This window comes from Solidesulfovibrio aerotolerans, from assembly GCF_009856865.1.
Classification (GTDB): domain Bacteria; phylum Desulfobacterota; class Desulfovibrionia; order Desulfovibrionales; family Desulfovibrionaceae; genus Solidesulfovibrio; species Solidesulfovibrio aerotolerans.
Genome location: NZ_WVUD01000017.1, coordinates 52,152 through 67,026, shown reverse-complemented (window position 1 = coordinate 67,026; position 14,875 = coordinate 52,152). Strand labels below are relative to the sequence as shown.

The window sequence follows — 14,875 nt, the reverse complement described above, 5'->3', positions numbered from 1 at the left end:
CACTTTACACGCGTGCCGACCCGGGGCATTGTGCCGCCGCGAGGACAGCCTATGATCCCGGATTCTCCCCTTTTTCTGTATTATTTTCTGCCTGCCACCCTGGCGCTGTTCGCGCTTTCCCCGGTCCGGGCGCGCTGCGGCCTGCTGCTGGCGGCGAGCGCGGCCTATTATTTTCTGGCCGACCCGACCGGGTTGCCAGTGTTGGCCGGGGCCACCCTGGGCAACTTTGCCTTGGGCCGGCTGATCGGGCGCAGCCCGGAACCGGCCCGGGGGCGGTGGACGGCGGTCGGGGTGGCGGCCAACATAGGCCTTTTGGCCCTGTATAAATACGGCAACCTGGCTTCGCCGCTGGGCATTTCGTTTTTCACGTTCGGGGCCGTGGCCTATCTTGTGGATGTGCGGCGCGGGGTGCTGGCGGCCGAAGGCAACGTGTGGCGGTTTGCCGCGGCCATGGCCTTTTTCCCAAAGATTACAGCTGGCCCCATCGCCCGGTTCGGGCCGATTCTGCCCGCCCTTGGCCGGCCGCAACCCGGCTGGGCGGATGTGCGGGAAGGGGCGTGGCGGTTTGCCGTGGGATTGGCCAAAAAGACGCTGGTGGCCGGCGCGCTGGCCCCGGTGGCCGACGCGGCCTTTGGCCGGACCGGCGGGCTGGACATGGGCACGGCCTGGCTGGGGTTGGCCTGTTATACCGCCCAGATTTATTATGATTTCTCCGGCTATACCGATATGGCCGTGGGGCTTGGCCGGATGTTGGGGGTGCGGCTGCCGGAGAACTTCGACCATCCCTACGTGTCGCGCTCGGTGCGGGAATTCTGGCGGCGCTGGCACATCTCCCTGTCTTCGTGGTTTCGGGATTACCTCTATATTCCGCTGGGGGGCGGCCGGTGCGCGCCGTGGCGGGTGCAGGCCAATCTGCTGCTGGTTTTTGCCTTGTGCGGCGTCTGGCACGGGGCAACGCTGAATTTTTTGGTCTGGGGCCTGTGGCACGGGGCGTTTTTGTCGCTGGAGCGCACGCGGTTTGGGGGCTGGCTGGACGCCTCGCCCGGGGTGGTGCGCCACGGCTATCTGCTGGCGGCGGTGATGCTTGGCTGGGTGCTCTTTCGGGCCACGGATTTTACCGTGTCGGCCCGGTATTTTGAGGCGCTTTTTTCCTTTTCGACGCAGGGGTTTGACTACACCTGGATGGCTCTTATGACCCGGCAGCGGCTCGCCGTTTTGGCGGCGGCAGTTGTGTTTGCCGTGCCCCTTGGCGGGGTGTGGGAGCGGTTTTGCGGGCTGTTCGGGGCGAGCAGCCCGGTAGTTGCAGCCGGGGGGCGGCTTGCGGCCATGGCCGCCTTGCTGGCGGCCTCGGCCATGGCCCTTGCGGCCGGCAGCTATGCACCTTTTATTTATGCCAGGTTTTAGCCATGACGCGAGTATTCGGGGCGTTGCAGCTTGCTTGCTTTGTTGTTTTTCTGGCCGGGCCGCTGGTGTTGCCGCTGCTGGGCTTTTCGGGCGGCCGGCTGGCGGTGGAGAACCGCTCTTTGGCTGCGCTGCCGGCGTTTTCGGACCTGTGGCGCGCCCCGGCGCGCTTTGGTGCGGCCTTGGCGGCCCATGTCCGGGACGCCGTGCCCTTTCGGGATGCGCTGATCCGGGCCGACAACCGCTGGCGGTTGGCGCTTTTTGGGGAATCGCCGGTGGCCGGGGCGGTTGTTGGCCGGGAGGACTGGCTCTTTTACAACCTGGAATGGGCCTTGGAGGATTATCTCAATGTCCTGCCGCTTACCGAGGCTGATCTGGCGGCGATGGTGCGGGTCCAGACCGAGCGGCGCGACTGGCTGGCGGCCCGGGGTATTGATTATCTGATCGTTATCGCCCCCAACAAGGAGCGGGTGTACCCGGAGTATATGCCGCCGCACCTGCGTCCCCGGCCGGAGCCCTCGCGGCTGGCCCGGGTGCTGGCGCGGCTGCGCCAGGCCGGGCTGGCGGTGCTGGACTTGCATGAACCGCTGACAGCGGCCAAGGCGTCCCAGCGGACCTATATGAAAACGGATACCCATTGGAACCGTTTTGGCGGCCTGATTGGCGCGGTAGCCATTGTGAAGGCCTTGCGGCCGGGCCATCCGACGCTGGGAAGCCTGGATGTGGCCGATTATGCCGTGGTCGACGAGGACCGGCCGGGTGGTGATCTGGCCGAAATGCTGCTGCTGCCGGACGTGTGGCGGGAGCGGGATATCGTGGCCCAAAAACGTGGCCCGTGGCTGGCCCGGGAAGCCCTTCCCGGAGCCTATCCCGATCCGGCCGATCATCCCGAGCGGGCGCGGCTGGCCATGGAAACGGACCATACGGACCGGCCCAGGGCGGTCTTTTTCCACGACTCCTTTGCCCGGGGCATGCAGGCCTATGCGGCCGAGGCCTTTTCCCGGTCGGTCTTTTTGTGGACCCACAGCTTTGTGCCGGAAGTGATTGTGGCGGAACGCCCGGATGTGGTCGTTTTGGAAGTGGTGGAGCGCTATATTTACGCGCTGCTGCTGGAGCGGCCCGGCGGGCTGCCGCCAGTGGAGGCGGGCAGAGACGCCGCCCCGTAGGGCTAGCCGCGGGCAAACGCCGCGAACCGCTGGTCCTCGTTGCGGATATGGCCGATAAACCAGCTTCCCAGAAATTCGAGTGTCTCCACCGAAAGCAGCCCCGCCCCTTCGCCCAGCCGGGCTTCCAGGTCCGCTGCCATGGCCATAAACGTCGCGTGCAGGCCCTTGTGCGCTTCCAGTTCCGGGTAGCCGCGCTGCTGCATCAGGACTTCTTCATCCGCGAAATGCCCGTCGGCGTACAGGCGCATGCCCTGAAAGGCGTCGATGACGCCCTGGCGATGGTGGCCGGCCTCGATGTGGGCACCCAGTTCCGCCAGCATGGTCAGGAACAGGCGGTGCTGTTCGTCGATGGCTGCAAAGCCGGTGCGCAGGGAGTCGTCGAAAACGGGCGGCTGCATGGTCAACTCCTCAATGCGGCGCTGTACCGCCGCGTGTCACTGCCAATCCAAAGGCCTGTCGGGACATTCGCGCAGGCACATGGTTCCAACGGTTGGGGCACGCCTGTTGGCGCATGGTGCCAGCGGTCAAGGCCGGTGCCGCCGGTTCAGCGGGGGAGGTAGCCGTGGTCCGGGGCGGCCTTGCCCGGGGGCGTCGCTGCCGGGGCCTTGGCCGGGCCGTGGCGTTCCTGCCAGCAGGCCCGCTCGGCTTCCAACATGCCCCAATTGGTGAGCTTTACGGTGTTTCCCGCCCCGAGTTCCGGGTCTTCCCCTTCGGTGCGCTGCACGATCAGGCTGACAGGCTTTAAGCGGGCGTCGGAAAAGGCCCACTTGTTGCCCATGGTCCGGCCCTCGAAGTCGCCCTTGTATTCCGTGGGGTCGCCGTAGCGCGCCAGCATCTCGCCGCTGATCTTGCGGAAAAAATCCAGGCTGGGGTCGCGGTAGCGCATCTTGATGCGGGCAACCGCCCCTGGGGCGGCGCAGGTGCCGACCAGCACGTAGCCGCCGGAGAAAAACTTGTCGCCGGTCGCCGGCAGGCGGCGCAGCCAGGGGGCACCGTCCACGTCCCGGGCTTTATTGGCCTTGATGCGGCCCTTGGCCTTGGCGGCTGGTTCGCCCAGGGCGATGCCGCCCAGGCTGGCCGGCGTTTCAGCCAGCCCGACGCTGCAGGTCAGGACAAGGAACAACGCTGTGAACAGCGCAGAGCGGGCAATGGACATGACACTCTCCTCAACAGCGCTGCCCGGCCGGAACTGGCCGGGAGGCGTCGCCAAAAGGACGCCGGCTCGGGCCGGGCTTAGCGTTTTTTGCCGAGGCGGGTGGTGTCGTGGACACCCCGCCGGGTGATTTCTTTGGACTTAAAGGCGTCGAAATCGAATTTGCCGGGCGCAATGATAGCATGGCGACGGCGGACGGTTTTGCGAATGACCAGCCACAGTCCGGCGCTGACGCCGACAAAGGCCACGGCCACGATGACGAACATTTCCCACATGCGCAGCCTATAGCCGCAAAGGCGGCGGCTGTCATCCGCAGCGGTCGGAACTGGTGAACAGGGCGTTTAAGTCGTCGGCCACCCGGGAAAGCTCGGTCACGGCAGCGGCCGATTCCGCCATGGCCAGCGATGTTTCGGACACGTCCTTGGCAATGTCGGCTCCGGCCTGGGCTGCCTTGTCGCCGGCCACGGTCTGGTCGGCAGCGGTTTGGGCGATGGTGCGCACGTGGGCCGAGGTTTCACCGGCCAGGGCCAAAATGGCGTCCAGGGCGGCCCCGGCAGCGCCCGTGGTTTCCGTGGCCCGGGTGACCAGGGCCACGGCTTCGCCGGTGGCCTGACGGTTGGTTTCGGCGCTGTGGCGGATGGCGGTGACGTTGCGTTCCACCTCGCGGGTGGCGGCCATGGTCTTTTCGGCCAGCTTGCGCACTTCATCGGCCACAACCGCGAATCCCCGGCCCGATTCGCCGGCCCGGGCCGCCTCAATGGCGGCATTGAGGGCCAGCAGATTGGTCTGGTCGGCAATGTCGGAGATAACGCCCAGGATGCCGCCCACTTCCAGGGCCTGGGCAGACAGGGTCTCCATGTGTTCGCCCAGGGAGGCGGCCTTGGTCGAGAGTTCGGCCATGCCGGCGAGCACCTGGTTCATGGTGTCGGCGGCTCCGGCCGCCCGGTCGCGGGTTTTTTGGGCCACGCCCTCCGTGTTGTGGGCGGCGTCAGCGATCTCCCGGGCGTCATGGCCCAGGCGGGTGATGGAATCGGCCACATGCCCCATGCGCTGCTGTTGGTTGTTCGCGGCGTGGCTGGCCTGACTCACCTGATCGGCCAGGATCGTTGCAGCATCGGCCAGATCCGCCGCCAGTCCGCCGGCCTGGCGGGCCAGGGTGGCGGCGCAGGCGTGTTGGTGGGTGATGGCCGCTTCCTTGGCTTTGAGTTCGGTCATGTCCAGGTACAGGCACAGGCCGCCGATGGTGGCCCCGGCGGCGTCGCGCAGGGCGAAAACATTGGCCAGCACGTCGCGCCGACCGCCCCGGTGGCCGGTGATGGTCACTTCCAGGTTGGTAAACACCTGGCCCTGATGCATGGCCTTGCCCACGGCAGTGGCCCGGCTGGGGTCGTTGTAAAAGACTTCGGCCAGGGTGCGGCCGAGCTGACGCTTCGGTGCCCCGTCGATTTCCAGCATGTCCAGGGTGGCCTGGTTGGTGAACAGCACCCGCTCGTCGGGATCGACCAGCAGATAGGGAATGGGCAGGCCTTGGGTGATGCCCAAGAGAAAGCCATGGGTGGTGCGCTGGTCATCGGCCAGCCCGGCCAGTTGCTCCGCCAGGGCCGGGGGCAGGCCCAGCGGCGAGGGTGGGCGTCCGGCGGCCACGTCGGCCAGGGCCTGGGCCACGGCCTCGTGTTGCCGCCGTTTCCCGGCCTCGGCCCAAAGGATTGCCGCCAGGGCCGCCGCCGCCGGGAGCACCCCCCCGACCAGCCCGCCCAGCATCCCTCGTGCCTCAAAAAACCAGCCACCCGCCGCTGCTGCGGCCAGGGATGCGGCGACAACCGCCAACCAGCCCGCCATGTGTCCGAACATGCCGTTCTCCTTGCTGCAATCCTGGGGCCAGGGTCGGGCGGTTGCGCGCCCGGTGTCCTGGGATGCGTTGCGTTGACCGTCGCCACGCCCATTGCGCCGGTCCGGCGCGCCGGCGCAATGGGACGTGTTACTGCATCGGCAACATGCGATGCTTGTCGCTGCCGCCGGTGGTGCTCTGCCAGACTTCGCCGTTTTGGGCGCAGTAGGTCGCTCCGTCGTATTCCACCGTCATGCAGTCGCCGTTAATGACTGCGGGACTCCAATCCTTAAACGTTCTGTAAGTCTTGCCGTCGACCATATAATAGTAAACGGCGTAGCCGCCGGGCGTCTTTGTCAGGCAATATTCGTATTTATTGGGTCTGTTGAATTCGCCGGGGCGGCTGCGGATGTAACAACCGACCAGGGTCGGATTGGGTTCTTTGTTGACCTGGGCGTACTGGGTCGGTGTGCCGGAGATGTCCTGCTGCCCGATGGCAACGAGACCGTTGCAGCCAGACAGGACAACAACAAGGAGTATGATTGAGCCGAAAAGGTGAAATCGGTACATGGGCAGCTCCAAGGTAAAAGATCGAGGATGATTTCCTTTAGGCTTTTTCGCATCCACTGGCAACAACCCAGGCACTTTAACCGCAGTCCGTGCCACACCCCCGGTCCTTGGCGCGGCAAGAGGCGCTTGGCGGCTTCCTCTCAAACCCCTGCGTGCGGATCGCCCATTGCCGCAACAGCGGCTTGGCTCCCCGGGGCTTCGGACCGCAGCCCCGGCAGCACGCCGCCAGCCGGACTCTGCCAATCCGGGCTGCCATTCCGGGCTTGCTCCCGGGCCGCTTGCCGCCTATACCTTGCGCGTCACGAAATCGACGCGCAATCGTCTCGGTTTCGCCACATACGGAGGGGCCATGCCCAGGCGTTCCATCACTCTCAATTATCTCCTCTGGACCTGGGGCTTTTTCCTCCTTGTGCTTAGTGCGGTCTTTTTGTTTGCCACGGGCCAGGCCGAGCGGGCCGTGTTGGCCGAGGCCGAGGTCCGGGCCAGGCATTCTCTGGATCTGGCCGCCTATCTGCTGCGCGCCCACCCCCCGTTCGGGGCGGGCGACACCCTGGCCGCCTACGTGGACGGCCTGGGACCGCATCTGGGCTTTCGCCTGACCTACATCGTGGACGGCCGGGTGGCGGCCGATTCCGAGGTCGGGGAATCAGGCGTCCCGGACATGGAAAACCACGCCGACCGGCCTGAAGTGCGGGCGGCCCGCCAGGGAGAGCTCGGCCAGGATCTGCGCCTCAGCCGCACACTCGGCCGGGACATGCTCTACGTGGCCAAGGCCCTGCCCGCGACAGCCACCGTACCGGCCGGCATCGTGCGTCTGGCCCTGCCGGTATCGGCCCTACGCGGCGAGATCGGCCGGGGGCGCGAGACGCTGCTGGGCGTTTTGGCCCTGATCTTTGTCGCCGGCGGACTGGCCGCCTATCTCCTGGCCCGGCGCATGTCCGGCTCCATCCGGGAGTTTTCCCAGGTGGCTGCGGCCATCGGCAACGGGCATTTCGACCAACGCATCCATATCGTGCCGGCCACGGATTTTGCGCCGCTGGCCGAGGCCTTAAACACCCTGGCCGCGCGCATCGGTTCCCATGTGGGCGAGATCGAGGAGCGCCGGCAGCGCCAGGAAACCATTTTCGAGGGCATGGCCGAAGGGCTGGCCATCCTGGACGCGAGCGGACGCATCGTGGGAGCCAACCGGGCTTTTCGGGAGATGTTTCCCAAAATTGCCGACCCGGTGGGCCGCACGCTCCTCGAAGCCGGGGCGCCGCTGTGCGTGGACCGGGCTTTGTCCGGTGACGACGGCCGGCAGGCGGCCGCCCGGCGCATCGGCCGGTTCGAGCTGCCAAGCGCCCGGGTGGTGGAAGTGACGGCCGCGCCGGTGTCCGGGGCCGGGCAGGGTCGCGGGAGCATCGTCACCTTCCACGATGTCACCGAAGCGGCGGCCATGGACCACATTTTTCGCGATTTCGTCATCGACGCCTCCCACAACCTGCGCACGCCCCTGACCAAGGTGCTGGGCTTTGGCGAGACGGCCCGGGACCAGCTCGCGGCCACGCCGCCCGATGTCGCCGGAGCCGGTGCGGCCCTGGATGTGGTGGTGCGTTCGGCCGGGGCCATGAAAACGGTCATCGATGAATTGCTCACTGCGGCCCGGGACCGCTTTGCCGCAGCCAAAGCCAAGGCTCCGGCCACCGATGCCCTGGCCGCCCTCAAACAGGCCCTGGCCGGGAGCGTCCCGATCCTGCGGGCCAAGGGTGTGACAGCCCGGCTCATTGACGCGCCCGATGGCCCGGTGGGGGTGGGGGCGGCCTACGACGTGCTCGTCCGGTTTTTTGCCGCCGTCCTGGCCCAGACCCCCGACGCCGTGTCCATCGCCATCAGCCTGACCCGGGAAGAGGGCGACGTGCTCGTTCGGTTTCAGGGACCGGCCAGTCTGGGGCTGATCCTGCCGGATGCGGAACTGGCTGCGGCCGGCGGCAAGGCCTTTCTCGATGGCGCCACCCGGGTGGTGCGCCTGCCCCAAGCCTAGGACACATCGGACCGGGCCTTAGCCGTCTTTTGTTTCGGACAAATCCTTAACCAGCGGAGCAACGCATGGGTTTCAGTCTCTTTCCCAGATCGGTCAAATTCTACGATCTGTTCAAGGAGCAGCACCGCAAACTGGTCAAAGCCGCCGTCATTTTGGACGAGCTCTTTACGACCTTTGATGATGTCGAGGAGCGCTGCAAGCGCATCAACATCATCGAGTCCGAAGGCAACGCCATCAGCCGACGCATTGCCAAGGAACTCTCCCTGACGTTTATCACGCCCATTGACCGGGAAGACATCCACCAGATCAACCTGACCCAGGAAGACATTCTCAACCTCATCAAAGCCATTGCCTCGCGCATCGGACTGTTCGGTTTTGACCGCATCCGCTATCCGGCCCGGCGCATTGTTGCCAACATGCGGGCCATGATCGAGGAACTGGGCCACGTGCTCGGCCAGATGAGCGCCAAAAAGCATTCCGAGGAGAGCTTTCACAAAGTCGAGAATCTCAAGCACGAGTGCGAAACCCTGCTTATGGTCGGCATCGGCGAGCTCTACGACGGCGGCGATGAGACTGCCGACTATGCGGCCATCCTCGGCATCGTCAAATGGAAGCATATTTTTGACCGCATCGAGGCGGCGGTGGACCGCACCGAAGCCTTGTCCGACGTCCTGGAAGGCGTGGTGCTCAAAAATGCCTGATCTGCCCATCCTGCTCATCGCCGTGGTGGTCGTTGCCCTGGTCTTTGATTTCACCAACGGAGCCCACGACAGCGCCAACGCCATCGCCACCATCGTCTCCACCAAGGTGCTTTCGCCCGTAACCGCCGTGGTCATGGCCGGGGTGCTCAACCTGTTCGGCGCGTTTTTGGGCACCTCAGTCGCCCATACCATCGGCAGCGGCATCGTGCGGCCGGAACTGGTGGCGGGCAGCCAGGGATTGGTCATGGCCGCGCTTTTGGGGGCCATCTTTTGGAATCTGCTGACCTGGTATTTCGGGCTGCCGTCGTCCTCGTCCCACGCGCTGATCGGGGGGCTTATTGGCGCGGGCATCGCCTTTGGCGGCTGGTCGGCCCCGAGCTACGGCTCGATCACCACCAAGGTGCTGATTCCGCTTTTGCTGTCTCCCCTGGTCGGTTTTGTCTCGGGCTATCTGTTGATGGTGCTCCTGTCCTGGCTGGTGGTCAAAAGCACCCCGGGACGGGTCAATTTCCTGTTTAAAAAGTTGCAGATCGTGTCTTCGGCCTTCATGGCCACCAGTCATGGCTTAAATGACGCCCAGAAAACCATGGGCATCATCACGTTGGCGCTTTTTTCCTTCCACCAGATCCCGGAAATGACGGTGCCGTTCTGGGTCAAGCTGTCCTGCGCCCTGGCCATGGGCATCGGCACGGCCTCGGGCGGCTGGAAGATCGTTAAGACCATGGGGCATAAGATCTTCAAGCTTGAGCCTATCCACGGGTTTGCCGCCGAAACCGCAGCCGCGGCGGTGATTAGCGGAGCCTCGTTTCTGGGCGCGCCCATCTCCACCACCCACATCATCTCCACCACGGTCATCGGCGTCGGTGCCTCCAAACGGCTCTCCGCCGTGCGCTGGGGCGTGGCCGGCCGGCTGGTGGTGGCCTGGGTGCTGACCATCCCGGCCGCAGCCTCCATGGCGGCCCTGTGCTACTGGCTGCTGGCCGTGACCGGCATTGCCGTGTAGCTGGGAGAAGCCGGAAGAGAAAGAGGAAGAGCCTCCGGCGGCCGGGGGGGATAATCCCCCCCGGACCCCCTTGATAGAAGAGGTTTTTTAAGGGGTTATGGCGTTGGCTGGTGATGTGGGCGGGTGTGGCCTGCGATAGCCGACGTTTGGGCTTGACGGAAACAACCGCTGCTTCGACGGCCTCCGGGATGCGTCCCGGTGGCATCCCCAACCGGCTGGAGTGACCGGCAGCCACGGGCGTGGCTGCCGGTTTTGCGTTGTACAGGTCTCTGCTGCGCCACACAGGCCAAGGCGCTCGTCATCTGGCCGAGGATCTCTGGCCCTGCGCCGTGCACAGCTTCTGCTGTGCCCACAGGCCGGGGCGTTCGTCGCCCCTTCCTGGTGGGATTGCAGGCCGACACGCCCTTTGGCCGCCGCAGGCGCTCCACATTTTTCTGCCTAACTGGCCGTGGCTGCGGCGCGTTCGTCAGCGGTCATGGCGGCCAGACGGTTGATCTCGCTTGCGTCCAGGCCCAGACCGGCGGCCACGCGCTGGCCCAGTTCCGGGTCGGCCTTGGCGAACAGGGCGCACTGGCGCTTCTGGATGCGGGGGATGGCCCCGCCGAGGTGGCCGACGATGTTGCCGACGAGGTTGGTGCGATCCATGTCGTTTAAGGCCTTGCGGTAGAGTTCGCCGGGCTGGATGAAGTCGTCGTTGGGGTGGCTGTAGGGGAACCGGCCGGCTTCGCCTTCCAGGGGATAATCGGGTTCCAGCGTCGAGGCGTCGGGGGCCGGGCCGCCGAAGCTGTTGGGCCAGTAGTTGGGACCGGAGCCGCCGCCGTCGTCGGTGCGCATGGCCCCGTCGCGCTGGTAGTTGGTTGCGACAGCACAGCGGGGGGCGTTTATGGGGATGAGCTGGTAGTTGGGGCCAAGGCGGTGCAGGTGGGTGTCGTGGTAGGAGAACAGCCGGCCTTGCAGCATCTTGTCGGGCGAGGCCGCGATGCCGGGCACGAAGTTGCTGGGGTTAAAGGCGGCCTGCTCCACCTCGGTGAAGTAGTTCACCGGGTTGCGATCCAGCGTCATCTTGCCAATCACCAGGGGCGGCACGTCGCCATGGGGCCAGACCTTGGTGACGTCGAAGATATCGTAGCGGTAGTCCTTGGCCTGCTCCGGCGTCATGATCTGCATTTCCAGCGTCCAGGAGGGCGGGTTGCCCGAGGCGATGGCGTCAAACAGGTCGCGGGTGGCGTGGTCGGGATCACTGCCGGCCAGATGGTCGGACTCCTGGCGGGTGAGGTTTTTAATCTTCTGGTCGGTCTTGAAGTGGTATTTCACCCAGAAATACTCGCCGGCGGCGTTGTACCACTTGTAGGTGTGGCTGCTAAAGCCGTTCATGGTGCGGTAGCTGGCCGGGGTTCCCCGGTCGGAGAAAAGGATGAGCACCTGATGCAGGGATTCCGGCGTAAGTGACAGAAAATCCCAGAACATATTGGGGTCTTTGAGGTTGGTCTGGGGATTGCGCTTCTGGGTGTGGATGAAATCCGGGAATTTGAGCGGATCGCGGATGAAAAACACCGGGGTGTTATTGCCGACGAGGTCGTAGTTGCCTTCCTCGGTATAAAACTTGAGAGCAAAGCCCCGGGGGTCGCGGGCCGAGTCCGCTGAACCGCGTTCCCCGCCCACTGTGGAGAAACGGGCAAAAACCTCGGTGCGTTTGCCGATTTTGGAGAGAAAGGCGGCCCGGGTGTAGCGGGTCACGTCAGCCGTCACCTCAAAAACGCCGTGGGCACCGGCACCCTTGGCGTGGACCACCCGTTCAGGGATGCGCTCGCGGTCAAAGTGGGCCATTTTTTCCAGCAAATGCACATCTTGCATGAGCGCCGGGCCGCGACCGCCAGCGGTTGCGGTGTTGAGGTCGTTGCCGATGGGTGCGCCAAAGCCGGTCGTCATTGTTTTTTTGTCAGGCATGCTACAACTCCTGGCCCGGGGCGGTGGCCCTGCGGACAGCTACAGGCTGCTATGGATTCTCATGCCTGTAGAGCACTCTGACGAGTATGGCAACGGTGTTGTGCATGAAATCTGCGCCATCTGGCGTCTGGACATTTTGAGGCAAACGCGGTGTAAAGAAACAATGGGAATTCCCACGCGCTCGCTGCGCCAATGGGTTCTGGGCCGGCCCATCTCCGTTCTCCTGACCGGGATCGTCCTCTTGGCCGCTCTGCCGGCCATGGTCGTCATTGTGCTGTCGAGCCTTGCGGCCAGACAGCAGGCCGAGGCCCAGGCCTTTGAGACGTTGCGCAATCTGACCCGAAGCCTGGTTGCCATCCAGCAGGGCGTTGATAATCAGGCCCAGGCGGTCCTGGTCACTCTGTCCCACACCAAGGTGGTCCGGGAATGGGATCTGCCGGGTATCAATCAAGTGTTTACCGAACTGCTCGGTGAACGCCCAGACTTATCAGGTGTCTTTTTAACCGATGCCACCGGTCGGGTGGTTGCTTCGGGCCTGCCCGAAATGCTGGGCGTGGATATGTCGGATCGGACGTATATCCACGAGGCCATGGCCAGACACGGTTTGGGGGTGAGCGAATTCCTTTTCGGCCGGGCCACGCGCAAACCCATCCTGGCTTTCGCCCTGGCCGACAAGCAGCACGGGGCCACCTTTCCCGGTGTCATCGGCCTGACGTATTATCTGGAGGGGTATGACCGCTTCCTGGCCGGGCTCGAACTGCCGCCCCATGCCCGCGTCACCCTGTTTGATCGCGGCGGCAGGCGTTTGGTCGCCTACCCGCCGGATGCCCGCTTTCCCCTGGGCGAGTTGGCAAAGCCCCACATCTGGGCGCAATGCGCCAATGGCGCAAGCGACGAGGGCGTTTTTATCGACGCCAGACCCAGCGGCGAGGAAGGGCTGTTCAGTTACGCCCGGCTGCGCCTGGCCCCGGACCGGCCCCCCTTTATGACCATCCTCGTCGCCAGCAACCGGGCGGACGCTTTTGCGCAGGCCGATGTTCAGTTGCGCCGGGAATTGCTGACCGCCCTGGCGGCCCTGGTCCTGGCCTTGCTGATTGCCCGGTTTGCCGGCCGCGCGGCCATCGTACACGGCATCGTCACCCTGGCCGATGCCGCCGGGCGTCTGGCCGGCGGCGACCTGTCCGCCAGGGCCGAGACCAGCCAGGACAGTCTGGAAGTGCGCCGCCTGGGCCAGAGTTTCAACGCCATGGCCGAGGCGTTGGAAACCCGGCAGAAGGAATTGACCCAGGCCCTGACCGCCCTGTCCAGTATGCGCGCCATGCTGGCCAACATCCTGGAGTCCATGCCCTCGGCCATTATCGGGCTGGACGGCGCCGGGCATGTCACCCATGTCAACGGTGCCGCCGCAACCCTTTTCGGGCTGGACAAGGCTACGCTGCTGGGGCGCTCATCCACAGAATCCCTGCCGTTTCTGGCCGAGTATGCGCCAACTGCGGCTCTGGCCCAGCGCGAGCGCCGGGCCATCACCGTGGAAAAGATCGCCCTGTCCCAGGGCGGCGGCGACCATTTCATGGATCTGCTGTTTTACCCGCTGATCGCCAACGGGGCCGAGGGCGTGGTCCTGCGCTTTGACGACGTCACGGACCGCGAAAAGGCCTTGGAGGAAAAAACCACCCTGCTCAAAGAGATCCATCACCGGGTCAAAAACAATCTCCAGATCATTTTGAGCTTTATTGGGCTGCAGGCCGAGGACGCCGTAGATGCTGCCGAACGGGATCGCCTGCGCCGTCTGGATCTGCGTATCCGCTCCATGGCCATGGTCCACCAGCAACTCTACAATTCCGGCGATTTTTCCACCATTGAAATGGCCGAATACGCAAAAACCCTGGTCCGCGGCGTCCTGGCGATTTTCCCCGACGTAACGGTCCGGGTGCGGCTTGTCCTGGCCCTTGAGGCCTTTGATTTGCCGCTGGATACGGCCGTGCCCTGCGGCCTGCTGTTGGGTGAGCTGTTGACCAACGCCTGCAAACACGCCTTTCCCGGGCCGGGCTCGGGGGTGCTGCTGGTGGGGTGCCGGCGCGAAAACGGCCTGGCCCGCTTCTGGGTGGAGGATAACGGGCGGGGATTGCCGCCGCAATTTGCCTATGACGAGACGATGAGCCTGGGGTTGACCCTTGTCCGGGAACTCACCCGCCAGCTTCAGGGCGAAATGGTGCTGTCCCGGCCGCCGGGCGGCGGCCTGCGTTTTGAGGTCGCTTTTCCCGTGACATCTGACGGCGCGGCTGGTGCTCCCGCATAAGACCGCCCCACGGCGCAGGGGGCGCAACTTACGGGGAGGGCGTCTTAATCGCGGGCCAGCATGGCCCGCAGCAGATCGGCGCAGCCTTCGGCGCTGTGGCTGGCCCGGTAGACGTACTCCACGAACCGGATGATCTGGTAGACCCGGGAGAACTCCAGGCCCGAGGCGTAGGCGGCGCTGATCAGGCCGCGCTTGGCCCGCACCACCTTGAGGTGTTGCAGCCGTATTTCGTGCATGCGCGCTTTGACTTCGCCGCGCTCGGCCTTGGCGTGCAGCATGAAATCAATGGCGTCGCCAAGGGCCGGGCGCAGCATTTCCACGGTGCGTCCGGCCAGGGCCACGCTCTCGGTCATGGCTTCGCTGAGCTGCGCCGGCAGGGCAAAGCTGCCAAGCCCGAGCCAGGTCACGGCTTCCTGCACGGCGTCGAGGATATTGTCCTGGCAACTTGTGTAGTGAAGAAACAGCGTCTTATCCACCACCATGAGAAATCCCGCCGGCAGGTGGTTGCGGATGCGCCGTTTGATCTTGTCGGCTTCGGCCTCCAAAATGTCGATCTCGCCGGCCAACACCTTAAATCCCAGATCCTGGCCGTCGGCCAGACTGCGTTTGAGGGCTTCATCCAACAGGGCCATGCCCCGGGCGATGGGCTGGTAATGGTCGAGCAGCCCCGGCAGATAGTCCTGGCGGCGGGAGTCGAGAAAGCGCAGCGCGTGGCAGAGCATGGTGCGGTCTCCTTGGCGGGGATGCGGTCCGCCGGGCGGACCGAGGCCAAGGGATGCGGCAAAGG

At 65.0% G+C, this 14,875-nt stretch carries 13 protein-coding genes; 6 read left to right on the top strand and 7 right to left on the bottom strand.

Annotated features, from left to right (window positions below; translation table 11 throughout):
* Window positions 1-51: 51 nt before the first annotated feature.
* Both GTA51_RS10915 and GTA51_RS10910 read left to right on the top strand, forming a co-directional pair.
* Window positions 52-1,404, top strand: a complete 1,353-nt coding sequence (locus GTA51_RS10915; protein WP_160961038.1) for an MBOAT family O-acyltransferase — start codon at window positions 52-54, stop codon at window positions 1,402-1,404.
* A gap of 2 nt (window positions 1,405-1,406) precedes the next feature.
* A complete protein-coding gene (locus GTA51_RS10910) occupies window positions 1,407-2,567 on the top strand; it encodes an alginate O-acetyltransferase AlgX-related protein (protein WP_160961036.1) in 1,161 nt (386 codons plus the stop codon).
* A 2-nt stretch (window positions 2,568-2,569) separates the two neighbouring features.
* Here GTA51_RS10910 and GTA51_RS10905 read toward each other — a convergent pair whose 3' ends face one another.
* From GTA51_RS10905 to GTA51_RS10885, 5 genes are all read right to left on the bottom strand, one after another.
* Window positions 2,570-2,965: a bacteriohemerythrin gene (locus GTA51_RS10905; RefSeq protein ID WP_160961035.1), complete on the bottom strand. Its 396-nt coding sequence runs from the start codon at window positions 2,963-2,965 to the stop codon at window positions 2,570-2,572.
* 146 nt (window positions 2,966-3,111) lie between these two features.
* Window positions 3,112-3,723: a hypothetical protein gene (locus GTA51_RS10900; RefSeq protein ID WP_246198095.1), complete on the bottom strand. Its 612-nt coding sequence runs from the start codon at window positions 3,721-3,723 to the stop codon at window positions 3,112-3,114.
* A gap of 77 nt (window positions 3,724-3,800) precedes the next feature.
* Window positions 3,801-3,995, bottom strand: a complete 195-nt coding sequence (locus tag GTA51_RS10895) for a hypothetical protein (RefSeq protein WP_160961033.1) — start codon at window positions 3,993-3,995, stop codon at window positions 3,801-3,803.
* A 31-nt stretch (window positions 3,996-4,026) separates the two neighbouring features.
* Window positions 4,027-5,571, bottom strand: a complete 1,545-nt coding sequence (locus GTA51_RS10890) for a methyl-accepting chemotaxis protein (RefSeq protein ID WP_160961032.1) — start codon at window positions 5,569-5,571, stop codon at window positions 4,027-4,029.
* Between the two features lie 127 nt (window positions 5,572-5,698).
* On the bottom strand, window positions 5,699-6,118 hold the full coding sequence (locus tag GTA51_RS10885; RefSeq protein WP_160961030.1) for a hypothetical protein: 420 nt from the start codon (window positions 6,116-6,118) through the stop codon (window positions 5,699-5,701).
* Between the two features lie 349 nt (window positions 6,119-6,467).
* On the opposite strand from GTA51_RS10885, the gene GTA51_RS10880 reads away from it, so the two are divergent.
* The 3 genes from GTA51_RS10880 (at window position 6,468) to GTA51_RS10870 (ending at window position 9,842) form a co-directional block, all read left to right on the top strand.
* Window positions 6,468-8,138, top strand: a complete 1,671-nt coding sequence (locus GTA51_RS10880; protein WP_160961029.1) for a HAMP domain-containing protein — start codon at window positions 6,468-6,470, stop codon at window positions 8,136-8,138.
* A gap of 65 nt (window positions 8,139-8,203) precedes the next feature.
* Window positions 8,204-8,839 carry a DUF47 domain-containing protein gene (locus GTA51_RS10875; protein WP_160961027.1) on the top strand — a complete coding sequence of 212 codons (636 nt, stop codon included), beginning with the start codon at window positions 8,204-8,206 and terminating at the stop codon, window positions 8,837-8,839.
* On the top strand, window positions 8,832-9,842 hold the full coding sequence (locus GTA51_RS10870; protein WP_160961025.1) for an inorganic phosphate transporter: 1,011 nt from the start codon (window positions 8,832-8,834) through the stop codon (window positions 9,840-9,842). Before GTA51_RS10875 ends, GTA51_RS10870 begins: the two co-directional genes overlap by 8 nt.
* A gap of 438 nt (window positions 9,843-10,280) precedes the next feature.
* Here the strand turns inward: GTA51_RS10870 and GTA51_RS10865 are convergent, their stop codons facing one another.
* Window positions 10,281-11,789 carry a catalase gene (locus GTA51_RS10865; protein ID WP_160961023.1) on the bottom strand — a complete coding sequence of 503 codons (1,509 nt, stop codon included), beginning with the start codon at window positions 11,787-11,789 and terminating at the stop codon, window positions 10,281-10,283.
* Window positions 11,790-11,952: 163 nt separating this feature from the next.
* On the opposite strand from GTA51_RS10865, the gene GTA51_RS10860 reads away from it, so the two are divergent.
* Window positions 11,953-14,088 (top strand): histidine kinase dimerization/phosphoacceptor domain -containing protein, encoded by a 2,136-nt coding sequence (locus GTA51_RS10860; RefSeq protein ID WP_160961022.1) that lies wholly within the window; start codon window positions 11,953-11,955, stop codon window positions 14,086-14,088.
* A gap of 44 nt (window positions 14,089-14,132) precedes the next feature.
* Here GTA51_RS10860 and GTA51_RS10855 read toward each other — a convergent pair whose 3' ends face one another.
* Complete coding sequence (locus GTA51_RS10855; protein WP_160961020.1) at window positions 14,133-14,810, bottom strand: DUF47 domain-containing protein; 678 nt, start codon at window positions 14,808-14,810, stop codon at window positions 14,133-14,135.
* Window positions 14,811-14,875 lie beyond the last annotated feature (65 nt).